The 21,241-nt window shown below is 72.8% G+C and carries 19 protein-coding genes; 7 read left to right on the top strand and 12 right to left on the bottom strand.

Features of this window, described 5'->3' with window-relative positions; genetic code table 11:
- Positions 1-67: 67 nt before the first annotated feature.
- The 8 genes from OHS58_RS02835 to OHS58_RS02800 all read right to left on the bottom strand — a co-directional run bounded on the left by OHS58_RS02835 (position 68) and on the right by OHS58_RS02800 (position 7,172).
- The gene (locus OHS58_RS02835; RefSeq protein ID WP_326951449.1) at positions 68-1,993 is read right to left on the bottom strand and encodes a peptidoglycan D,D-transpeptidase FtsI family protein; all 1,926 of its coding nucleotides are present in this window, start codon (positions 1,991-1,993) and stop codon (positions 68-70) included.
- The gene (locus tag OHS58_RS02830) at positions 1,993-2,739 is read right to left on the bottom strand and encodes a hypothetical protein (RefSeq protein ID WP_326951450.1); all 747 of its coding nucleotides are present in this window, start codon (positions 2,737-2,739) and stop codon (positions 1,993-1,995) included. The genes OHS58_RS02835 and OHS58_RS02830 overlap by 1 nt, the downstream gene beginning before the upstream one ends.
- Positions 2,736-3,689: a 16S rRNA (cytosine(1402)-N(4))-methyltransferase RsmH gene (gene rsmH, locus OHS58_RS02825; protein WP_326951451.1), complete on the bottom strand. Its 954-nt coding sequence runs from the start codon at positions 3,687-3,689 to the stop codon at positions 2,736-2,738. The genes OHS58_RS02830 and rsmH overlap by 4 nt, the downstream gene beginning before the upstream one ends.
- A gap of 227 nt (positions 3,690-3,916) precedes the next feature.
- Positions 3,917-4,348 (bottom strand): division/cell wall cluster transcriptional repressor MraZ, encoded by a 432-nt coding sequence (gene mraZ / locus OHS58_RS02820; protein ID WP_247054593.1) that lies wholly within the window; start codon positions 4,346-4,348, stop codon positions 3,917-3,919.
- 597 nt (positions 4,349-4,945) lie between these two features.
- Positions 4,946-5,701, bottom strand: coding sequence for an ESX secretion-associated protein EspG (locus tag OHS58_RS02815; protein ID WP_328647028.1), 756 nt, complete (start codon positions 5,699-5,701; stop codon positions 4,946-4,948).
- Complete coding sequence (locus OHS58_RS02810; protein ID WP_326951601.1) at positions 5,698-6,201, bottom strand: PPE domain-containing protein; 504 nt, start codon at positions 6,199-6,201, stop codon at positions 5,698-5,700. The genes OHS58_RS02815 and OHS58_RS02810 overlap by 4 nt, the downstream gene beginning before the upstream one ends.
- Positions 6,202-6,283: 82 nt before the next feature.
- Positions 6,284-6,829 (bottom strand): DUF3558 domain-containing protein, encoded by a 546-nt coding sequence (locus OHS58_RS02805; protein WP_328647027.1) that lies wholly within the window; start codon positions 6,827-6,829, stop codon positions 6,284-6,286.
- The gene (locus tag OHS58_RS02800) at positions 6,822-7,172 is read right to left on the bottom strand and encodes a hypothetical protein (RefSeq protein WP_247054599.1); all 351 of its coding nucleotides are present in this window, start codon (positions 7,170-7,172) and stop codon (positions 6,822-6,824) included. Before OHS58_RS02800 ends, OHS58_RS02805 begins: the two co-directional genes overlap by 8 nt.
- 317 nt (positions 7,173-7,489) lie before the next feature.
- Here OHS58_RS02800 and OHS58_RS02795 point away from each other — a divergent pair, with 317 nt between their 5' ends.
- Genes OHS58_RS02795 through OHS58_RS02785 form a run of 3 tightly spaced genes read left to right on the top strand, consistent with a single transcriptional unit; the run spans position 7,490 to position 12,370 of the window.
- On the top strand, positions 7,490-8,563 hold the full coding sequence (locus OHS58_RS02795; RefSeq protein ID WP_247054601.1) for an AAA family ATPase: 1,074 nt from the start codon (positions 7,490-7,492) through the stop codon (positions 8,561-8,563).
- A gap of 28 nt (positions 8,564-8,591) precedes the next feature.
- Positions 8,592-9,866 carry a DUF58 domain-containing protein gene (locus tag OHS58_RS02790; RefSeq protein WP_326951454.1) on the top strand — a complete coding sequence of 425 codons (1,275 nt, stop codon included), beginning with the start codon at positions 8,592-8,594 and terminating at the stop codon, positions 9,864-9,866.
- On the top strand, positions 9,863-12,370 hold the full coding sequence (locus tag OHS58_RS02785) for a DUF3488 and transglutaminase-like domain-containing protein (protein WP_328647026.1): 2,508 nt from the start codon (positions 9,863-9,865) through the stop codon (positions 12,368-12,370). The genes OHS58_RS02790 and OHS58_RS02785 overlap by 4 nt, the downstream gene beginning before the upstream one ends.
- 232 nt (positions 12,371-12,602) lie before the next feature.
- Here the strand turns inward: OHS58_RS02785 and OHS58_RS02780 are convergent, their stop codons facing one another.
- The 3 genes from OHS58_RS02780 to OHS58_RS02770 form a co-directional block, all read right to left on the bottom strand.
- Complete coding sequence (locus tag OHS58_RS02780) at positions 12,603-13,007, bottom strand: DUF3040 domain-containing protein (RefSeq protein ID WP_326943027.1); 405 nt, start codon at positions 13,005-13,007, stop codon at positions 12,603-12,605.
- Positions 13,008-13,213: 206 nt separating this feature from the next.
- Positions 13,214-14,428: a DNA polymerase IV gene (dinB, locus tag OHS58_RS02775; protein ID WP_328649761.1), complete on the bottom strand. Its 1,215-nt coding sequence runs from the start codon at positions 14,426-14,428 to the stop codon at positions 13,214-13,216.
- 129 nt (positions 14,429-14,557) lie between these two features.
- The gene (locus OHS58_RS02770) at positions 14,558-15,286 is read right to left on the bottom strand and encodes a class I SAM-dependent methyltransferase (RefSeq protein WP_328647025.1); all 729 of its coding nucleotides are present in this window, start codon (positions 15,284-15,286) and stop codon (positions 14,558-14,560) included.
- A gap of 115 nt (positions 15,287-15,401) precedes the next feature.
- Between OHS58_RS02770 and OHS58_RS02765 the strand changes: the two genes are divergently transcribed.
- The 4 genes from OHS58_RS02765 to OHS58_RS02750 all read left to right on the top strand — a co-directional run bounded on the left by OHS58_RS02765 (position 15,402) and on the right by OHS58_RS02750 (position 19,382).
- A complete protein-coding gene (locus tag OHS58_RS02765) occupies positions 15,402-16,295 on the top strand; it encodes a ParA family protein (protein ID WP_326943029.1) in 894 nt (297 codons plus the stop codon).
- Positions 16,296-16,298: 3 nt separating this feature from the next.
- Entirely contained in the window at positions 16,299-17,108 is an 810-nt protein-coding gene (locus tag OHS58_RS02760) for a DNA-formamidopyrimidine glycosylase family protein (protein ID WP_326943030.1), read from the top strand.
- A gap of 610 nt (positions 17,109-17,718) precedes the next feature.
- Entirely contained in the window at positions 17,719-18,279 is a 561-nt protein-coding gene (locus OHS58_RS02755; protein WP_326943031.1) for a GNAT family N-acetyltransferase, read from the top strand.
- Between the two features lie 65 nt (positions 18,280-18,344).
- A complete protein-coding gene (locus OHS58_RS02750; RefSeq protein ID WP_328647024.1) occupies positions 18,345-19,382 on the top strand; it encodes a quinone-dependent dihydroorotate dehydrogenase in 1,038 nt (345 codons plus the stop codon).
- Here the strand turns inward: OHS58_RS02750 and atzF are convergent.
- The gene (gene atzF, locus OHS58_RS02745; protein ID WP_328647023.1) at positions 19,354-21,108 is read right to left on the bottom strand and encodes an allophanate hydrolase; all 1,755 of its coding nucleotides are present in this window, start codon (positions 21,106-21,108) and stop codon (positions 19,354-19,356) included. The two genes, OHS58_RS02750 and atzF, sit on opposite strands and share 29 nt — an antisense overlap.
- Positions 21,109-21,241: the final 133 nt, after the last annotated feature.

The raw sequence follows: 21,241 nt of genomic DNA, 5'->3' as shown, positions 1-21,241 counted from the left end.
GGCCGATGTGGACGGTGAGCGCGGAAAAGCCCCCTCACCGCGGTGAGGGGGCTTTCACGGACTGTGCTCACGGTTCGATGAGCGGGACCTCCGGCGCCGGGCCGTCGGACAGCGGGATCTGGAACCGCTGCGTCAGGTACGAGGCGATGGTGTGGAACAGCGGCGCGGCGGAGTGGCCCACCGGCAGCGTGGTGTCCGGCGCGTCCAGCCGGATGCCGACGACGAACCGCGGGTGGTCGGCGGGCAGGATGCCGGCGAAGGTGATGTTGTAGAGGTGGTCGCTGTAGGCCTTCGTCCGCGGGTCGACCTGCTGGCCGGTGCCGGTCTTGCCGGAGATCTGGTACCCCTCGACCGCCGCCGTCGGCGCGGTGCCCTTCTGCAGGCCCTTTCCGTTCTGCGCGACCGCGCGCATCATGTCGCGCACCGTCTTCGCCGTCGGCGCGGGAACCACCTGCACCGACTTCGGCGCCGGCTCGGGCACCGTGGTGCCGTCCGGGTTCACCTTCGCCTTGACGATCCGCGGTTCGACGCGCAGGCCGTCGTTCGCGATCGCCTGGTACATCCCGGCCATCTGCAGCACGGTCATCGACAGGCCCTGCCCGATCGGCAGGTTGCCGAACGTGGTCGCCGACCACTGGCTCTGCGCCGGCACCACACCCGCGCTCTCGCCGGGCAGGCCGACGCCGGTGCGCTGGCCGAGCCCGAACTTCTTGAGCAGGTCCGAGTAGCGGTCCGGGCCGATCTTCTGCGCCAGCAGCAGCGTGCCGATGTTGGACGACTTGGCGAAGATCCCGGCGGTGGTGAAGTTCTGCGTGCCGTGGGTCCAGGCGTCGTGCACCGTCTTGTCGGCGATCTGCAGCGCGCCGGGCACCGCGGTGGTCGACTCCGGCGTCGCGACGCCGTACTCGATCGCCCCGGTGGCGGTGACGATCTTGTTCACCGAGCCGGGTTCGAACGGCGTGGTGACCGCGGGGTTGGCCAGGTCGTCGGTCGTCCACGTCGACTGGTCGTTGGGGTCGAACGACTTGTCGTTGGCCAGCGCGTAGACCTCGCCGGTCTTCGCGTCCATGACCACGGCCTGCCCGCCCTTGGCGTGCGACTGCTGGACGTAGTCCGTCAGCTGCCGCTGCACCTCGTACTGCAGGTCGGAGTCGATGGTCAGCTCGAGGTCCGACCCCGGGACGGCGGCCTGCAGGTCGCGCTCGGTACCCGGGATGACGACGTTGTCGCTGCCGTTCTTGGTGTTGACCAGCATCCGCCCCGGCGTGCCCGCCAGGTCGTTGTCGCGGACCAGTTCCAGCCCGACCAGGCCGTGCAGGTTGTGCTTGGAGACGACCGGGTCGTCGGAGCGCCAGTTCGCGGCGCCGACGATGTTGGAGGCGAGGCTGCCGCCCGGGTACTCGCGCAGCGCGCGCTTCTCGACGCCGATCCAGGGGAACTGCTTGACGATGTCGGCGGCGACCGACGGCTCGACGTTGTTCTCCAGGTAGGTGAAGGACGCCTGCTTGTGGAACAGGTCCAGCAGCTGCTGCTCGGTGAGCTGGCTCGGCACCTTCGCGGCGATGTACTTCGCGGCCGCGGCGGTCTCGGTGTCGAACGTCTTCTTCGTGCCGGGGGTCTTCACGGCCAGGTCGTCCATGCTCTTGTGGAACGCCTTGAGGTTCACCGACAGCGTGCGGACCTCGACGCTGAACGCCAGCTTGGCGCCGTTGCGGTCCACAATGGACCCGCGCTGGGCCGGGATGTCGATGGTCTGGGTGCGCTGCTTCTCCGCGGCCAGCGACAGCTCGCCGGCCTCGAACCACTGCACCTGCACCAGTTTCGCGCCCGCGACGACGAGCACGGCGACCAGGATGAGGCGCACCGCGGAGAACCGGCTGCGGTGGCCGCCGTTGCCCCGGCTCGCGGCCGCGCTGCGGGTCCCGGCGGCGTAGGTCCGCCGCGCGCTGCCCGCGTTGCGCGCCCGGGCCTGGCCGCCCCGGCTCGCGGCCATCACTGACCCCCGGGCTGGGCCGGCGGCGGCGCCGGCTGGTCTTCGGCGGGCACCGCGGGCTGGTCACCCTCGATCGGCGCGCCCTGCTGCGACTGCGTGCCCGCGGCGGGGGCGGCCGGCGGCGCGGCCGGCACCGCCGGGGTGTCCGCCTTGGCCTTCTTGGGCTCGCCGACCAGCGACGTCTTCCCGTCGGGCCCGACGAGGATCCGCGCCGGGTCGCCACCGGGCACCATGCCCAGCTGCTGGGCCGCGGGGGCCAGCGACGCGGGCGACTCGGCCTTGGCGACGTCGCGCTGCAGCTGCTCCTTCGTCTCCGCCAGGTTCGAGTTGGTGGTGCGCAGCTGCTCGAGGCGGTAGGAGTCGGCGATCGCCTGCGTGGTCAGCCACAGCGTGGTCGCCACGCCGGCGGCCAGCAGCGCCATCATGAGCAGCACGAACGACGCCCGCGACTTCGGCAGCCGGAGCTTCAGCTTGGGCTTGGGCACGTCCTCCCGGCGCTCCGCCGGCTTCGCCTTCGGCGCGGTACGGGGCTCGCGTTCCTTCAGCAGGTCGGCGCGCTGGGCGCGGCGGGCGTAGGCGCGCTCGGCCGCGGACGTCCGCCCGCGTGACGCGCGCCGGGGCGCGGCCTGGCCCGGCTCGTCGGTCTTCGGCTCGGTTTCCACCTCGACGGTGGTCCCGCGCGCGACACTACTGTCACGCTTGCGCGTCGCGGGCCCGCCGGCCCGGCGCTTCGTGGGAGCGGTCATCGCGGCTCTCCGATCCTCTCGGCGGCCCGCAACCGCACCGAAGCGGCGCGCGGGTTGTGTTCGGTCTCCTCTTCGCCGGCCTTTTCGGCCCCTCGGGTCAGGAGCTTCAGCTCCGGTCCGTGCCCCGGCAGCTCCACGGGAAGTCCTTCCGGCGTGCGGGACTTCGCGAGCTCGGCCAGTGCCTGCTTGACCAGCCGGTCTTCCAGTGACTGGTAGGACTCGACGACGATCCGGCCGCCGACGGCGAGCGCGCGCAACGCGGCGGGCATGGCCCGGCGCAGCACTTCGAGCTCGCCGTTGACCTCGATCCGCAGCGCCTGGAACGTCCGCTTGGCCGGGTGCCCGCCGGTCCGCCTGCTCGCCGCCGGGACGGCGTCGTAGAGCAGCTCGACCAGGCGCCCGCTCATCGTGAACGGCTCCTTCTCGCGGGCGTTCACGACCGACCGGACGATCCGCTGCGCGAACCGTTCCTCGCCGTAGTCGCGCAGGATCCGGATCAGCTCGCCGGGGGCGTAGGTGTTGAGGACGTCGGCGGCGGTGAACCCGGTCGTCGGGTCCATCCGCATGTCGAGCGGCGCGTCCTTCGAGTAGGCGAACCCGCGCTCGGCGCGGTCCAGCTGCATCGAGGAGACGCCGAGGTCGAACAGGATGCCGTCCACACGGGACAGTCCCAGCCCGGCCAGCGCCTCGGGCAGCTCGTCGTAGATCGTGTGCACGAAGTCGACGCGGTCGCCGTGGCGGGCCAGGCGTTCGGCGGACTTCTCCAGCGCGGCCGGGTCCCGGTCGAGAGCGACCAGGCGCAGGCGCGGGAAGGCTTCGAGGATGGCGTCGGAGTGCCCGCCGAGCCCGACGGTCGCGTCCACGAGGATCGCGTCGCGGTCGGCGAACACGGGAGCGAACAGCTCGACGATGCGATCGAGCAGCACCGGGACGTGCTCGGGTGCCGTCATGTCCCCTCCCCCTTTCTCGGTGCCCGTTTTCCGTGGGCGACTCGGGGGGAAATGCAGCGGATGCCGTCAGGTCCCTGTCCGCCCGCTGCTGACCTGGTACCGGGGAAGGTGCACCAGGGCCATTGAGCGGACAGAGGCCTCACGGCATCCGGGTGGGCGTCTCCACGGTGCGCGGGCGGTGGCGTACCCCCGTCCCCCGACGACGTGGGTGCACCGCGACCACGCGCCTAGAAGACGCCCGGCAGTACTTCCTCTCGAGCCTTCGCGTAGCTGTCTTCGTGTTCCTCCAGGTACCCCTGCCACGCTTCGGCGTCCCAGATCTCCAGCCTGGTGATCGCCCCGATCACCACGCATTCCTTGCTGAGCCCCGCGTAGCGGCGGAGCTCGGGCGCGATGCTGATGCGCCCCTGCCCGTCAGGGCGTTGCTCGTCCGTCCCGGCGAACAGGTAACGCTGGTAGGCCCGGACGGCCTCGTTCGTGAACGGGGCCTCGGCGACCTTGCGCGCCATCTGCTCGAACTCGGCGCGGGGGAAGACGAAGAGACAGTGGTCCTGCCCCTTCGTGAGCATCAGCCCGCCGGCCAAGGCGTCGCGGAACTTCGCGGGCAGCGCGAGCCGCCCTTTGTCGTCCAGCTTCGGGGTGTGGGTGCCGAGGAACACGGCCTCCACCTCCCTACCGCATCCGGTGGCGGACCACTGGCTGCGGCTCCGGGGCTTCCCTTCCGCCCCACTGGTCACCACCGTACCCCACTTTTCACCACAGTCAACGCGACAAAACCGCGTCTCACTCCGTCGTGTCTCCCGTTTGCGCTGGTCAGCAAGGTGGGGGTGAGTGGGGGGTGCGGTGGGGCACCGTGGCCAAGATCCCCCGCGGTGGTGGACCAAAGCAACCTCAGCTGCCCCCGAAACGTCCGCATAACGGCCGCGAAAGAACCAGTACCACCCGCCGTGGGGCCGGGTGGGGACTCCGGTGGGGTGCGGTGGGGATCCGGGTGGGGTCCGGTGGGGACGCGGGTGGCGCGAAGCGGGGAACCCGGGTGACCAGCACACCGACGTGACGGAACCCGTAACTCGCGTGACCAGAGGGTCAACACGCGTGTCTGGAACGCCGACTCACGTGATTGGGGGGTCGACACACCTCCCGCCGTCGTGTCGACCCCCCAATCACGCGTGCTGACTCTTCACTCACGCGTGCCGGCGCTTCGATCACGGGGACTGCCCGTCCGGCCACGGTTCGTGCCCCTTCGGGCACCCGGGTCAGGCTTCGGGGGTGAGCAGGGCGGCGACGCGGGACGCGAGGCGGGCGCTGTCGACCGGGGTGACGGTCACCCACTCCTGCCCGCCGCGGCCCGCGGTCTTCGTCGCGCAGTAGGCGCCGACGTCGGTGTCGAACCACGTCAAGCCGCCCGTGCGCTCGACCCGGCCCGAGGCGGCCCGGCGGCTGACGCTGAACTGGCCCGCCGCGTACACCGGGCGGGCCTGGATCGCCAGCACCTCCCGCAGCTGGGCCGACGACGCCGCCGAGCGGGCGCCGCGCTCGGCGAACACCGGGTCTTCGACGCCGGTGGCGAGCGCGGCCGCGGCGAGGCTGACGCCGTAGCCCGGGCCCGCCGTCAGCTCCGGCAGGACGTCGACGATCGCCGTGCACAGCTCGCTTTCGCGGATGCCGTCCAGGCTGATCGTCTGCTCCGGCTGGGTCGCCAGCACGCCGCGGCGGCCGCGGACCGCCGCCACCGCGCGGAACGGCACCGCCGCCGTCATGTCGGCCAGCGCCTCGCAGGCGACGAACACCTCCCCCGCCGCGAGCAGCTCCAGCCGGTGCGCCAGCACGGGTTCCAGCCGGGTCCCGTCGTAGAGCCCGCGCCCGGCGAGGTTCTCGTACACCGCCTTGCGGACCCCTTCGCGCTCCTCGTCGGTGCCGCCGACGCTGCGCACGCCGAGCGGCTCCGGCGGCCGGTCGTGGCCGAGGTCCGTCCAGAGGATGTCGAACGCCGACGCGGAGACGCGGATCAAGCCTGCCCCAGCGCCGGCGGGGCCGCGAACGTCTCGGCCGGGACGTGCCCGTGCAGGGCCGTGTCCCGGGTCCGGAGGACGTCGATCGCCTTCTGCCGCGCGGCTTCCGCCTCGGCGCGGCGCGCCTCCATCTCGTCGGCCAGCCCGGCCAGCACGAGGATGTTGCCGGCGCCGGCGGCGTCGCGGATCATCGCCGCCGGGTCGTAGGTCACCGGCGGCGGCATGTCGGCCCGGGCCCGCGCGGCCGCGTCCGCCTGCGCGCCGACCGCGGTGCCGACCGACGCCGACACGGCGGCGGAGTGCGACAGCCACTGCGCGGCCCGGCCGAGCGAAGCGCGCGCCGCGTCACCGCCCGGCCCCTGCCAGGTCTCGTGCGTGCCGGCGATCAACGCGGCCAGGTCGGCGGTCGACTCGTGCAGCCGCTTCGCGAGCCCGTCCCAGCGGGCACCCACCTCGCCCGCGGCGACCGGGTCGTTGTCCCGCTCGACCTCGGCGGCCATCGCCTCGTGGCTGTAGGACTCGTACCGCGCGGCGGGGACGGGGGGTTCGGCGTCGGGCACGGCACACCTTCCGGTCGTCGGGTCAGGGCAGCTTGGGTTCGACCAGCCCGGCCACCGTGCCCGCGCGACGGCACGCGAGCGTGGTGTCGGTGAAGCCGGAGTTGCTGACGTCGACCTGGACGCTGCCGGAGTCCCCCACTCCGAGCAGCACGGCGCAGGTGCCGTCGGCGGCCTTCTTGTCCGAGACGCGCAGCGCCGGGTGGGCGCCGACCGTGGTCCTGGTGGCCGTCTTCTTCGCGACGGCGAGGTCGGCCAGGCCGTTGCGCTCGTCGAGGGTCACGGTGACGCCGAAGCTCGCGGGCACCGTCCAGTCGCACGCCCGCGCGCCGGCGATGTCCTTGGGCTTGCCGAGCACGCTCACCCCGGCGCTGGAGCGGTCTTGCGGCGAGAGCAGCGTGCACGGGTCGAGCGCGGCCAGCGTGCCGGGCTCGGCCGGGGGTCGCGACGTCGACGGCGCCACGGTGGAGGCGCCGCCCGCGACGGCCGGCAGCGCGGGTTGCTGTCCGCAAGCGGCGAGCAGCAAGAGGGCCGGCGCCCACAGATACTTCTTGTGCACGCTGTCAGCCACCCGTGCAGTCCACGCCGTCGGCCGCCGTCTCGTCGGCGTGCTGGTACTTCGCCAGCGCCTGGCCGATCCGGTGCTTGAGCGTCTCGAGCTCCTTGCCGAACGCGGTCAGCTGCTGCACGGCCGAGCCCTGCCCGCCGATGCCGTACTCGGCCATGAACTTGCCGATCTCCCCGGCGTACCCGCCGCCCAGCGGGACGCTGCGGCCGAGCACCTTGGCCTCGCGGACCATCTCGCCGACGACGTCCTGCAGCTGGCCGAGCTTCGCGTAGGCGTCGGTCGCCAGCTCGGGCGCGACCGCGAACCCGCGGACGTCGAACGGCGGCTGCGTTCGCACCTCGCTCATAAGCGGTTACGCCTCTCCGAAAGCGGAAACAGTCGGGCGACCTCTGACAAGAAGAGCGTACGACAGTGCAGGGCGTCAGCAGGAGCACCCGGAATCGGGTGACACTGCACCCGATCGGAGTATCGTCCCTGCTTGCGCAGTGTCATCGACCGCCATCGCGACTGTCCGGCCGGCGGCTTCGCGGGGTTCCGCCCCTCGGTTCGCCCGGGTTTGACACACTGGATGGAAGGCTGGTCGCTGCGCGGACAGCAGCCAGGGGGCCGACCGGCCCGGCTGGTGCGCACTCCGCGCCCAGCCATGCGCCACCAGGAGGTCGAGTGACGTCGAGAATCCAGTCTGCGACGCCCGGATCGGGCGAGCAGGCATCCGGGCGACCGCCTTATCCGGCGGACGCCTCGGGCAACGGCCGGGTGAACGCCCGGCCGGGCAGAGTGTCGCTGGACGAACTGCACGAGGCCGCCCGGAAGATCGCCGCCAACGTGGAACGGGTGCTGGTCGGCAAACCCGACGTCATCCGGATCGCACTGGTCACCCTGCTCGCCGAGGGCCACCTGCTGGTCGAGGACGTGCCCGGCGTCGGGAAGACGTCGCTGGCCAAGGCGCTGGCCCGGTCCATCGACTGCACGGTCAGCCGCATCCAGTTCACCCCGGACCTGCTGCCGAGCGACGTCACCGGCGTCTCCATCTACAACCGCCAGTCCGGCGAGTTCGACTTCCGCCCCGGCCCGGTGTTCGCGAACATCGTGGTGGGCGACGAGATCAACCGCGCCTCGCCGAAGACGCAGTCGGCGCTGCTGGAGTGCATGGAAGAGCACCAGGTCACCGTCGACACCTCGACCTACAAGCTCGAAGAGCCGTTCATGGTGATCGCCACGCAGAACCCGATCGAGATGGAAGGCACGTACGCGCTGCCCGAAGCCCAGCGCGACCGCTTCACCGCGCGGGTCTCCATCGGCTACCCCGACCAGCAGGCCGAGCTGGCCATGGTCGACGAGCACGCCGGGCACAACCCGATCGAGGACCTGCAGCCGGTCTCCGACGGCGAGACCGTGCACCGGCTGATCGAGACGGTCCGCGGCGTGCACCTGGCCCCCGAGGTCCGCCGCTACGCGGTCGACCTGGTCGCGACGACGCGGCAGCTGCCGGAGATCCGGCTCGGCGCGTCCCCGCGCGCGACGCTGCACCTGGTCCGCGCGGCGCGCGCCCAGGCGGCGCTGTCGGGCCGCGACTACGTCGTCCCGGACGACCTGCACACCGTCGCGGTCCCCGTGCTGGCGCACCGCCTCATGCTCACCACCGAGGCCCACGCGGCCCGCCGCTCGGCGACCGACGTCGTGCGGGCGGTCCTGCACCGCGTCCCGGTGCCCCAGGGCTCCGGCCCGCGCCAGTAGTCCCTTCGGCGAAGGTGAAGAGAACCGCATGCTGCGTGCCCTGTCCGGCCTGACCACCCGCGGCCGATGCCTGCTGGCCGCGGGGCTCGCGGCCGCGGTGTGCTCGTTCGTCCTCAACGAACGCGACCTGCTGCGGGTCGCCGTCTTCGTGGTGGCCCTGCCGCTGCTGGTCGCCGTGTTCATCTCGGCGACCCGGCTGCGGATCGGCGCCACCCGGGCGCTGCACCCCCAGCGCGTCGCGGTCGGCGCGAACGGCGAGGTGCAGCTGGAGCTGTGGCGCAGCGGGCGGCTGCCGGCCGGCGAGATCCTGCTCGAGGACGGCGTGCCGTACGCGCTGGGCTCGCGGCCGCGGTTCGTCGTCGAACGGCTCCCGCACGACAGGCGCGTCGCGCTGCGCTACCCGCTGCAGCCGGTGCTGCGCGGGATCCAGCAGGTCGGGCCGCTGCGCGCGACGATCACCGACCCGTTCGGGCTGTGCGAGTTCGAACGCGAGCTGATCGGGCACTCGCGGCTGGTCGTCGTCCCCCGCGTCGTCGCGCTGTGGGGGCTGCCGAGCGGCGCGGGCATCGGCGTCGGCGACGACGGCACCGTCCGGCTGCACGCCGGGCAGGGCGAGGCCGACGTCATCGTCCGGCAGTACCGCCAGGGCGACGACCTGCGGAAGGTGCACTGGCGCTCGACCGCCCGCCGCGACGAGATCATGGTCCGCGTCGAGGAACGGCCCTGGCGCGGCGGCACCACGGTGCTGCTCGACAACCGCGCCGCCGCGCACCACGGCTCCGGTCCCGCCGCCAGCCTGGAGTGGGCGGTGTCGTTCACCGCGTCGGCCGCGCTGCACCTGCGCCGCGCCGGGCACCGCGTCCGGCTGGTCAGCGAGCACGGCGTCACGCTGGCCGACACCCCCGGCGACGGCGGCGACCACTACGACCACATCGTGCTCGACGCGCTCGCCGCGCTGCAGCCGGCGCACCAGCGCGACATCACGCTGGCCCGCGACCCGGCCGACGGCCAGGAGCTGATCGCCGTGCTCGGCACCGTCAGCACCGAAGCCGTCCACGAGCTGACCCAGTTCCGCCCGCGCGGCATCCGCAGCCTCGCCGTCCTGCTCGACACGCCCACGTGGTCGGCCGGGGTGAGCGCGCCCGAGCAGCGGGCCGCCGCCACCGAGGACTCGGCCGCGCTGCTGCGCGCGGCCGGCTGGGGTGTGGTGATCGCCGGCCCCGGCTCGCCGATGCCGCAGGTGTGGGCCGAGCTCTGCCAGGCGGGCGCCCGCCGCGGCACCCTGATCGGCGGGAACCGATGAGCACCGCCGCCCCGCCGCGTCCGTCGGCCACCCCGCCCCGTCGTCCGTCCTCCCAGCACCCGCTCTCCGCGTGGCGCGCCAGCCTGCTCGCCCCGGCCTGCGCCGCGATCGCGACGCTGTGCGCGGCGACGTCGGTGACCAGCGTCGTGGCCGGCCTGGCCTGGTTCGGCTACCTGTTCGTCGCCGTCCTGCTGATCGGCGCCACCGGGCTCGCGCTGCGCTCGCTGCAGGTGCCGACCGTGCTGGTCGGCCTCGGCCAGCTGCTGGTCCTGCTCTTCCTCATCACCGGCGCCTTCACCACGCACGGCATCCTGCTGGTCGTGCCGGGCCCGGACGCCTTCACCGAGCTCGGGAACACGCTCTCGGCGGCGGCCGAGCAGATCCGCGTCGGGCTGCCGCCGGTCGAGGGCAGCCAGCCGATCCTCTGCCTCATCACGATCCTGATCGGCCTGGTCGCCGTCCTGGTCGACACGCTGACGGTGGCCGCCGCGGCGCCCGCCGCGACCGGGCTCGTGCTGCTCTGCGTCTACGCCGTGCCGGCCGCGCTGTCCGAGGACATGCTGCCCTGGTGGACGTTCCTGCTCGGCGGGGCCGCGTTCGCCGGCCTGCTCGCCGTCGACGGCAACCACCGGCACCAGCGCTGGCGCACCCGCGACGCCCCCGGGCGCAGCGGCAAGCCGGGTGTGCTGTCGGCGCCGGTCGCGGTCGTGGCCGCGGCGGTCGTGCTCGGCCTCTTCGGCGGGGCGATCACCTGGGTCGGCACGGTCGGGCGGATCCCGTTCGGCAACGGCGGCGACGGCCCCGGCGCGGGCGCCGGCGGGTTCGGCATCCAGCCGTTCACCGAGCTGCGCGGCATGCTCGACCAGGGCGCGAACCGGGAGCTGTTCAAGGTCCGCGGCCTCGGCACGGACCGGCGGCTGCTGCGCGCGATGACGCTCGACACCTACTACCCCAACAAGGGCTGGGGCATCCACGACGACGGCCGGTCGCAGCAGGGCATCCCGATCACGCCGCAGCTGCCGCCCGCCCCGGGCGACGACGGCGCCGGCCCGGCCCGGCGGGTCGACGTCGAGCCGACGAGCTGGCGCGACAACTGGCTGCCGGTCTACGGCGCGCCGCGCGCGATCGACGGTGCGGGCAGCGGCTACCTCTACGACCAGGTCAGCGGCACGGTGTTCACCACGCGCAGCGAGGTGCCGCCGTCCTACACCGAATACGCGTCGCTGAAGGAGCCGACGGCGCAGGAGCTGCGCGTCACCGACAAGGTCGACGACCTCCCGCCGCGCTACACCCAGCTCGAGCGGGTCGACGACCGCGTCCGCGCGAAGACCGACCAGCTGATCGCGGGCAAGTCCAACGACTTCGACCGGGCCAGCGCGATCTGGCAGTACTTCACCGCGCAGAACGGCTTCGTCTACGACACGCAGACCGCGCCGGCCAACGACGCCGACGCCCTCGCCGACTTCATCCTCAAGGGCAAGCGGGGCTTCTGCGAGCAGTTCGCCTCGGCGATGGCCGTGATGCTGCGGGTGGCGAACATCCCGTCGCGGGTGGCGATCGGCTTCACCCCGGGCGTCCCGGTCAACGACTACCTGTCGATCACCACGCAGGACGCGCACGCGTGGGTCGAGGTGTACTTCGGCGACAAGGGCTGGGTCACGTTCGACCCGACCCCGCTGTCCGACGGCCGCGGCATCACCCCGTCGTACCTGCAGGCCGGCGGCGAGAACGGCGACCAGCCGGACGACACGCAGGTCGCGCCGAGCACCGTGCAGTCGAGCGCCGCGCCGACCGGCGTGCCCCGCGACACCGGGCCGAACGCGCAGGCCCAGGACACCCAGCAGACCGACGACGGCACGCCCGCCTGGGCGTGGATCCTGGTGTACGTGCTGGTCGGCTTCGCGATCCTGGCGACCCTGCTGGTGGTCGTCGGCGGAATCCTCTACCGGAGACGGCCGGGGGTCACGCCGGAGAGCGCGCCGGCCCGGACCGGGCTCGGGGCGGTGCTGACGAACTGGATGCCGCTGATCACCACGGTGCTGTGGGTGGCCGTGCTGGGCGTGCTCTCGTCGCTGCTGTCGTGGTGGTTCGGCTTGATCGTGGTGCTGCTGCTGGCCGCGTTGCTCGGCCCGTCGGCGGCCCGCGACGTCGGCCGGCGGCGACGGCTGCAGGAGATCGTCGGGCAACGGCCGGGCGCGGCGGACGCGGCGTGGTCGGAGCTGCGGGCCGAGTGCGCCGACCGCGGGCTGCCCATCCCGCCGGGCGACACGGTCCGGGTGGCCGGGCAGAAGCTGGCGAAGAAGCACCACCTCGACGACGAAGGCCGCGAAGGCCTGCGCACGGTCATCGGGGTCGTGGAGCGCTCCTGGTACGGCCAGGACGGCGAAAGCGACCCGACGCTTCCGTCGGCGTTCGACCACCTGCGCCGGAGCCTGCACCGCAACGCCCCGCTGTCCTGGAAGGGCCGCCTCTTCCCGCGCTCGATCTTCCGCAACCGCGACTGACCGTTCCAGGCAGCACGCGAGATCCGCCGGGAATCACGTGAGTTTCGCCCCTGATCACGCGGGATCCGGGGCTGGTCACGCGGGTCGCGGAGCGGGGCACGCGGGGCTCACCCGTCCGGGGGGTCACCGACGGTCACCGCGACGGCGAGCCGGTCCTCAAACGTAGCTGAGCACACAAGAAGATCCGCGTCCCACCGGGCGGGCGGGACGCGGATCTCGTGGTCTTGCGGCGCTACTGCTCTTCGAAGCGCTGGCGGAAGCGCTCCTCCATCCGCTGGGTGAACGAGCTGCGGCGGCCTTGCTGCTTGCCGCCTCGTGAGCCCGGTCCACCGCCCTTGCCGTCCGATTCGGCGCCGTGCCGGATCGATGTGACGGCCAACATGACCCCGAAGAACATCACGAGGAACCCGAGCACGCTGATCAGCGGGATGTCGGCCACCCGGAACTGCGGCACCACCACGCCCAGCACCAGCAGGGCCACGCCCACTACGAACAGGGCGATGCCCTGAATACGCCGTCGGCGAGCGGGGCGACGCAACCGGGTGCCACGCACCGTGGATGCGAACTTGGGGTCCTCGGCATAGAGCTCGCGCTCGATCTGATCGAGCAGCCGCTGCTCATGCTCGGAGAGTGGCATCTTTCCTCCTCCGGCACAGCTGTCGCGGGCGCCGGGCCGCGCAACGTTCTGGACCCAACAGCCAACCCCAGGCGGGGTGGCACTGTCCAGGATACGAGGCCCGCGCCCGGACGACTACCCGATCCCGCATCCAGAAGGGATCGAATTGGGGTAAATCCGGGCCGAAGGGGGCTGACGGACCGTCACGATCGCCGATCGTGACCGGTTCAGGGCTCCCGCGGCGCCAGGAGTGAGGCCGGCCGGATGGCCGCGGAGCCGAACTTCGAGCGGGCGACGTCGGCCGCGACCTCGGCGTCCCGCCACCGCGGCGCCGGTGAATCGAACACGAGCTGCTCGCCCGCTTCGCCGGTTTCGAGCCCTTCGACCCGGACGCCGATCAGCCGGACGGCGCCGGTCGGCGCGTGCTCCGTGAGCAACGCCACGGCGACGGCGTGGATCTCGCGGGCGACGTCGGTGGCCGAGACGAGCGTGCGGGCCCGGGTGATGGTCCGGAAGTCCGCGAACCGCACCTTGATCGAGACGGTCCGGCCGCGCACCTCCCGCCCGCGCAGCGTGGCGCCGACCCGCTCGGCCAGGCGCAGCAGCTCGAGGCCGACCTCGGCGCGGTCGTGCCGGTCGACGTCGAAGGTGTGCTCGGCGCCGATCGACTTGTCCGGCGACTCGGTGACGACCTCGCGTTCGTCGATGCCGCGGGCCAGCCGGTAGAGGTGCTCGCCGGCCGCGACGCCGAGCGACTTGCGCAGCCGGTCGGGCGGGAACGCGGCGACGTCGGCGATGGTGTCAAGGCCGAGCCGCCGCAGGTGCTCCTCGGTGCGGGCGCCGACGCCCCACAGCGCCGAGACGGGCAGCGGGTGCAGGAACGCCAGGGTCTCCGCGGCGGGCACGACGACCATGCCGTCCGGCTTCGCCATGCCCGAAGCGAGCTTCGCGACGAACTTGACCTTCGCGACGCCGACCGAGCAGGTGATGCCGTGTTCGGCCGCGACGCGGTCGCGGATCCGCGCGCCGAGCTGGGCCGGCGTCGCGCCGAGGCGGCGTAGCGCGCCGCTGACGTCCAGGAAGGCTTCGTCGAGGCTGAGCGGCTCGACGAGCGGGGTGAGGTCGCGGAAGATGCCCATCACGCCGCGGGAGACCTCGCCGTAGAGGCCCGCGGTCGGCGGGATGTTGATCAGGTGCGGGCAGAGGCGTTTCGCGGTCGAGAACGGCATCGCCGAGCGCACGCCGAACTTGCGCGCCGGGTAGTTCGCGGCGGCCACGACGGCCCGCGGGCCACCCCCGGACACGACGACGGGCCTGCTGGCCAGCTCAGGTCGCGTCCGCAGCTCGACGGACACGAAGAAAGCATCCATGTCGACATGCAGCAGCCCGCAGCCGGCGTCGTCCGGCAGCGGTTCCCCCGGCCGGACCCGGAACCGGCCCATGCCGCCGGGAAGTTCAGCGTTTCGCCCCACGAGGGGGACGCTACCGCCCACCCCCGACAGTTCCGGGCGGGCGAGGCGGGCACCACGGTGTGACCCGAGCGCGCCGTCCGAAACCCGCGCGCCAGGGCGTCAGGCCGGGTGGCGGGCCAGCGCGTGGAGGCGGCCCGCGATGTTCCGCAGTGCCGGGGACGAGGCCGCCGTCTGCTCGAACGCCGCCAGGTCCTCGTCGCGGACGCCGCCCGGGACCAGGTCCGCGATCACGCGGTCGCCCTGCAGCAGGGTCACCTCGAGGCCCGCCGCTTCCAGCTGGGCCTTGAGGCCGTCGCCGTCGAAGCGGCGCAGGACCGTGTCGCCCGGGGCGATGCCGTCGACGCTCGTCAGCAGCTGCTGCGCCGCCGCCACCCGGCCCGCCAGGGCCCGGTGCAGCACCGCCGCGTGGCGGTTGGCCACCAGGACCGACACCGCTCCGCCCGGGGCGACCGCCGCCGCGAGGGCGGCCAGCACCGCGGCCGGGTCGTCGACGATCTCCAGGAGGCCGTGCGCCAGCACGAGGTCGGCCGAGCCGGCCGGGATGTGGCGGCCGAGCGCGTCGGCGTCGTCGGCGATCACCGTGATGCGATCGGAGACGCCTTCCTCCTCGGCACGGCGCTTCAGCGTCGCGAGCGCGTTGGGGCTCGGCTCCACGACGGTCACCTGGCAGCCGGCCGCCGCGAACGGCACCGCCCAGCCGCCACTGCCGCCGCCCACGTCGACGACGCCGGGGTGCTCGGCGCCCCGGGCGCGGGCGGCCTCGATCTCGGCCTCGAGCACCCGGCGAACGGCGCCCGAACCCCGGGCGGCCACGGTGTCCGTCTTCATGTCGCACAGAGTAGTGCCCGGTCCGGCTTTTCTCCCGGCTGGTCCCTTCGGGTGAACCGGAGTCACGACGCCTGGCCCGGTGGCCCCGCTGGCCACCACCCGTAGGCTGGGCTTCGTGCACACGGTCGCCGTACTCAGCCTCAAGGGGGGCGTCGGCAAGACGACGGTCGCCCTCGGTGTGGCCTCCGCCGCCCTGCGTAGGGGCACGCGGACCCTGGTGGTCGACCTGGACCCGCAGGGCAACGCCACGACCTCGCTCGACCCGCCCTACACCGACGCCACCCTCGCCGACGTGCTCGAGGACCCCACCCGCGCGACACTCGAGCGCGCGATCGCGCCGAGCGTGTGGAGTGAGGACGTCGACGTCCTCGTCGGCACCGAGGAGCTGGAGCTGCTCAACGACCCGGACGCCGACAGCGACCGGCTGGCGAACTTCTCCCGCGCGCTCGACGAGCTCCACCGCGAGCCGCTGCGCGAGACGCCGTACGAGCTGGTGATCCTCGACTGCCCGCCGTCGCTGGGCCGGCTGACGAAGTCGGCGCTGGTCGCCGCGGACAGCGCGCTGATCGTCACCGAGCCGACGATGTACGCCGTCGCCGGCGCCCGCCGGGCCCTGGAAGCCATCGAGAACATCCGCAAGGAGCTCAACCCGGACCTGCGCCCGATCGGCGTGCTGGTCAACAAGCTGCGCGTGCGCTCCTACGAGCACCAGTTCCGGATCGCCGAGCTGCGCGAGAACTTCGGCCCGCTGGTGATGCCGACGGCGATCACCGACCGGCTGGCCGTGCAGCAGGCCCAGGGCGCGTGCAGCCCGATCCACGAGTGGCACTCCCCCGGCGCGCAGGAGATCGCGCTGACGTTCAACATGGTGCTGGCGAAGATCCTGCGCTCCAACCGCGCCGGGCGCCACCGCGTCCACGGCGAGGAGCCCGAGGGTCCCGACTGGCCCGAAGGTCCGGCGCCGGAGACCGAGGCGGCTCCGGCCGAGGTGTCCGAATCCGCGGGGTGAGCCGTGCCCGAGGGTGACACCGTCTACCTCGTCGGGAAGCGCTTCGACCGCGCACTGGCCGGGAAGACGTTGCTGCGCGGGCAGTTCCGCGTGCCGCAACTGGCCACTGTGGACCTCGCCGGGCGCGACGTGCTCGGCGTCGGCACGGTCGGCAAGCACCTGTTCACGCGCTTCTCCGGCGACCTGACCCTGCACTCGCACCTGATGATGGACGGCATGTGGGACGTCTACGCGGCCGGCGCGAAGTGGCGCCGGCCCGGCCACCACGCCCGCGTGGTCCTGACCGCGGCCGACGTCCAGGTGATCGGGTTCCGCGTCCACGACCTCAAGCTCGTGCCCGCGGCGAAGGAACGCGACCTCGTCGCCCACCTCGGCCCGGACCTGCTCGATCCACAGTGGACGGACGAGCACGCGGCCCGGGCGACGGCCGCGCTGGCCGCCGAGCCGGCCCGCGAGCTGGGGCTGGCGCTGCTCGACCAGCGCGTGATGGCGGGCGTCGGGAACCTGTACAAGTGCGAGATGTGCTTCCTGCTCGGCGTGACGCCGTGGACGCCGGTGTCCGAAGTGGACGCCGCGCGGACGGTCGCGCTCGGCCGGAAGCTGCTGCTGGCCAACGCCGTCTCCGGGCGGTTCGACCAGAGCACCACCGGCCACCTCGACCGCAACCGGAAGAACTGGGTCTACGAGCGCACCCGCCAGGGCTGCTTCCGGTGCGGCGGCCCCACCTTGGTGCGCACGCAGGGCCACGACGTCCGGCAGCGGCCGACGTGGTTCTGCCCGAAGTGCCAGTCCGGCCCCGCTCCCGCGCGCTGAGCCGACCCCGTGACGTCGTTCAAGCCCCCGCTCCACGGGACCGGCACCGAACGCGGCGACCTCGCTCCCTGAGCCGTCCACGCGCTGGGCACCAAGGCCGGCGCGGAGACCCTCGTGTTCGCGCTCCGCGACGCGTCCTTCCTCGGTGACGTGCGGAAATCTCTCCTGAAAAGTGAGATCCGGCAAATGACGTTGCCGGGTCGCGGGAACTTCGTTTAGCGTGGCGGTACACGAGAGAGGAGGTGGTCCTAAGTTGTATTCCAACAGGACTCGTGAGGTGACTGTCCGCTAGCGGATGGCACGAGATGGGACTTTGAGCAGCGATACAACGGAGCCACCTTCGGCTCATCGCCTGCTTCCCGTGTTTGCCTGATAGCGAATACCAGGCAGTCACCGGGCCCCCAGGGTTCCCGGGCACCGGTCCGGCCCGGGCTCGAGCGTTTGACGGCGTTCGAGAGACCCCCTGGGGGTACCCCCAATACCGCTCATTTGCGCAGGTCATCCCGCCGATCGGCGGTCGATGACCGCCCGGCGATCCGACCTCCGTCTTCGCCGATCCGGTTTCGCCGTTCTGTCCCCCGAACGGGTCAACCGTCGCTAGCCTGGAACCATGCTCAGGCCCGACTACCCGATCACCACGGAACGCCTGCTCCTGCGCCCGTTCACGCCCGACGACCTCGACGCGCTGAACTCCTTCCAGTCCCGCTCCGACGTCGCCCGCTACCTGTACTGGGGCCCGCGCAGCCGCGCCGAATCGGCCGCCGCGCTCGCGAAACGGGTGCACAGCTCGACGTTGACGAACGAGGGGCAGTTCCTGGCCGTCGCGGTCGAGCTGGCCGAGACCGGGCAGCTGATCGGCGACCTGAACCTCGAATGGCTCAGCAGCGAGCACCGCCAGGGCGAGATCGGGTTCGTCTTCCACCCCGACCACCACGGCAAGGGCCTGGCCGCCGAAGCCGCCACCGAGCTGCTGCGCCTGGGCTTCGAAGACCTGGGGCTGCACCGGATCATCGGCCGCTGCGACGGCCGCAACACCGCCTCCGCCGCGCTCATGCAGCGCCTCGGCATGCGCGAGGAAGCGCGGCTGCGGGAGAACGAGATCGTCAAGGGCGAGTGGACCGACGAGCTCGTCTTCGCGATGCTCGAGAACGAGTGGAAGGACCGCGAGTAGTGGGCTCGTTCACGTCGAGGTGACGCTCCGGTCGCGCGCTCCGGGCGATTTGGCAGCATGAGGGCGTGTTCTTCGACAAGATCGTCCGCCCGGCGCTGTACCGGCTGTCCTACCACGACCCCGAGCTGGTGCACGAGCGCACGATCGGCGTCCTCTCCCGCCTCGGCAAGGCCGCCTCCGTGCTGAGCCGCGTCAGCCGCGTCGACGACCCGGTGACGGTGCTGGGCCTGCGCTTCCCGAACCGCGTCGGCCTCGCCGCCGGGATGGACAAGAACGGCCGCGCGCTGCCCGCGTGGGCCGGGCTCGGCTTCGGTTTCGTCGAGGTCGGCACCGTGACGCGGCTGGCGCAGCCGGGCAACCCGAAGCCGCGGCTGTTCACCCTCCCCGAGACCGACGCGGTCATCAACCGCATGGGCTTCAACAACGACGGCGCCGAGGCGCTCGCGGCGAAGCTCGCCCGGGAGGGCAAACCGGGCGTGCCGCTCGGGATCAGCATCGGGAAGTCGAAGGTCACGCCGCTCGAAGACGCCGTCGAGGACTACCGGTTCTCGCTGCGTGCGCTGCACCCGTACGCCGACTACTTCGCGATCAACGTCAGCTCGCCGAACACGCCGGGGCTGCGGCAGCTGCAGGACCGCGCCGCGCTGGCCGAGCTGCTCGGCGAGCTGCGGTCGACGTCCGTCGAGCTGGCCGGTGGCGCCGCGCCGACGCCGGTGCTGGTGAAGGTCGCCCCGGACCTGACCGACGACGCGCTGGCCGAGCTGCTCGAGGTCAGTCTCGAGCACGGCGTCGCCGGGATCATCGCCACCAACACGACCCTGTCCCGCGACGGCATCGCGGCCGCGGAGAGCGGCCTGGCCGGACAGGCGGGAGGGCTGTCCGGCCGGCCGCTGACCACCCGCGCGGCCGAGGTCGTGCGCTTCGTGCACGACCACACCGGCGGGAGCCTGCCGATCATCGGCGTCGGCGGCATCCTCGGCCCGGACGACGCCGTCCGGCTGGTAGACGCCGGCGCGTCACTCGTGCAGCTCTACACCGGGTTCGCGCTGCACGGGCCGGGTCTGGTGCGCCGCGTCAGCCGTGGCCTCGCGGCCCGGCGGTAGACGTGAAGCGCACGTAGCCGCGCCAGGACTCGTAGCGTTCCAGGCCCGGTGCCGCCGTCGTCGCGTCCTTTTCGCACCGGACGGCGAGGACCTTGGACCCGTCCTCCAGCTCGACGCGGGCCAGCACGAACGGCTCCGGCAGCGTGGCGGTGAACCGGCCCAGCGCGGCCGGGGACAGCCGCCAGCGTTCGCCGTCCAGGCCACTGCCGTCGACGTCTTCGAGCACGCCCGGCTGCGGCGGTTCGGTGGCCAGCAGCACCATCCGGTACCGCTCGGCGGTCCGGACCGGGCCGGTGAAGCGGGCGCCGAGCTCGGTGAGCCGGGAGTTGAGCGGCTGGCCGCGCAGGTGCGCGCCGAACACGACGAGGTCCTCGCCGGGCTCCGGGTAGTGCGTCATCGGCTCGTCCGTGCAGACGGTGGCGAGGTCGAGGGCGATCTGGTCCTCGAACGCGCGCGTCACGAAGGTGACGCCGAACGGGCGGCGGTCGCCCGGCAGCACCGGGACGGTGACCGCGGCCAGGTCGAGCACGTTCACGAACGAGCTGTAGGTGGCCAGGCGGTGGCTCACGCCGATCGGGTCGGCCAGTGCTTCGGCGAGGTCCGGGTGGTCCGGCACGGTCGGCACGAGGAGCGCGTCGAACCCGTCGAGCGCCTGCGCGGCCCGGACCTTCAGCTCGGCGAGCCGGTGTTTGTCGGCGGCGAACGCGTGCGCGGTGTGGCCGCCGGCCGCGTGGATCAGGGTGGCGACCGTCGGGTCGGAGTCGGCCGGGTCCTTGCCGAGGAACTCCCCGATCACGGCGTAGCTCTCGGCGTCGAGCGAGCCGGTGTAGACCAGTTCGCCGGCTTCGCGGAAGGCGTCGAAGGCGATCGGTGCGATGATCGCGCCCGTCACGGCCAGCCGCGTCACGGTGTCCTCGAACGCGAGCCGGGCCGCGGCGCTCAGCGGGGCCAGGCCGGCCTTGTCCGGGATCGCGATCCGCGGGTGGTCGCCGGCGCCGAGGCGGACGTCGGCGGGCCAGGGGCGCGTGCCGGGATCGACGCCGTCCGGGCCGGTCATCAGGGCGAGCGCGTGGCGGCCGGCGGCCAGGCCGGTCGCGAACACCGAGACGCTGTCGTAGGAGCGCGACGTCGGCAGGACGCCGGTCATCGGCAGCAGGCCGAGCGTCGGCTTCAGCCCGACGACGGCGTTCAGCGCGGCCGGGATCCGGCCGGAGCCCGCGGTGTCGGTGCCCAGGGCCAGGTCGACGATGCCGAGCGCGACGGCGACGGCCGAGCCGCAGCTGGAGCCGCCGGCGACCTTCGTCCGGTCCCACGCCGCGGTCACGGCGCCGTACGGGCTGCGGGTGCCGGTGAGGCCGTAGCCGAACTGGTCCAGGTTGGTCTTCCCGAGCACGACCGCGCCGGCCGCGGTGAGCCGGGCGACGACGGTGGCGGAGGTTTCCGGGACCCGGGCGAACGACGGGCACCCCGCGGTGGTGGGCTGCCCGGCGACGTCGATCACGTCCTTGACGGCGATGACGGTGCCCGCCAAGGGCAGGACTTCACCCGCCTTCACCCGTTCGTCGACCGCCTTCGCGTCGACGAGGACGTCCTCGATGGCGCGCAGGGTGGTCCAGAGTTCGGGGCGATCGACCTCGGAGACGCGCTCGAAGGCCGCGATGACGCGCTGGGTCGCGCTGGGTGGGGTGGTCGGGACGGGGTCCGGTTCCGGCGGGAGCGTGTTCACGGGGCGTCCTTCCCTCGGCGGAAAGCGAGAAAGTCCACTGTGTACGGTCGGCGCCGGCGAACCTCAGAGCACGGCGGGCCTTCCGTCGGGTGCCACCACTGCTTGCATGACAGAAACGTTAGGTCGTGCACGT

Source organism: Amycolatopsis sp. NBC_00348 (genome assembly GCF_036114655.1).
GTDB lineage: Bacteria > Actinomycetota > Actinomycetes > Mycobacteriales > Pseudonocardiaceae > Amycolatopsis.
Note: the sequence above shows the minus strand (reverse complement) of the source record. Positions and strands in the feature narration are given on the sequence as shown.

Coding starts and splice junctions, on each gene's coding strand:
- rsmH (WP_326951451.1), bottom strand. CDS start 3,689: ATGACGGCACCCGAGCACGTCCCGGTGCTGCTCGATCGCATCGTCGAG.
- OHS58_RS02770 (WP_328647025.1), bottom strand. CDS start 15,286: ATGAAGACGGACACCGTGGCCGCCCGGGGTTCGGGCGCCGTTCGCCGG.
- OHS58_RS02800 (WP_247054599.1), bottom strand. CDS start 7,172: ATGAGCGAGGTGCGAACGCAGCCGCCGTTCGACGTCCGCGGGTTCGCG.
- OHS58_RS02790 (WP_326951454.1), top strand. CDS start 8,592: ATGCTGCGTGCCCTGTCCGGCCTGACCACCCGCGGCCGATGCCTGCTG.
- dinB (WP_328649761.1), bottom strand. CDS start 14,428: ATGGGCCGGTTCCGGGTCCGGCCGGGGGAACCGCTGCCGGACGACGCC.
- OHS58_RS02810 (WP_326951601.1), bottom strand. CDS start 6,201: ATGGCCGCCGAGGTCGAGCGGGACAACGACCCGGTCGCCGCGGGCGAG.
- OHS58_RS02830 (WP_326951450.1), bottom strand. CDS start 2,739: ATGACCGCTCCCACGAAGCGCCGGGCCGGCGGGCCCGCGACGCGCAAG.
- OHS58_RS02755 (WP_326943031.1), top strand. CDS start 17,719: ATGCTCAGGCCCGACTACCCGATCACCACGGAACGCCTGCTCCTGCGC.
- OHS58_RS02785 (WP_328647026.1), top strand. CDS start 9,863: ATGAGCACCGCCGCCCCGCCGCGTCCGTCGGCCACCCCGCCCCGTCGT.
- OHS58_RS02780 (WP_326943027.1), bottom strand. CDS start 13,007: ATGCCACTCTCCGAGCATGAGCAGCGGCTGCTCGATCAGATCGAGCGC.
- OHS58_RS02835 (WP_326951449.1), bottom strand. CDS start 1,993: ATGGCCGCGAGCCGGGGCGGCCAGGCCCGGGCGCGCAACGCGGGCAGC.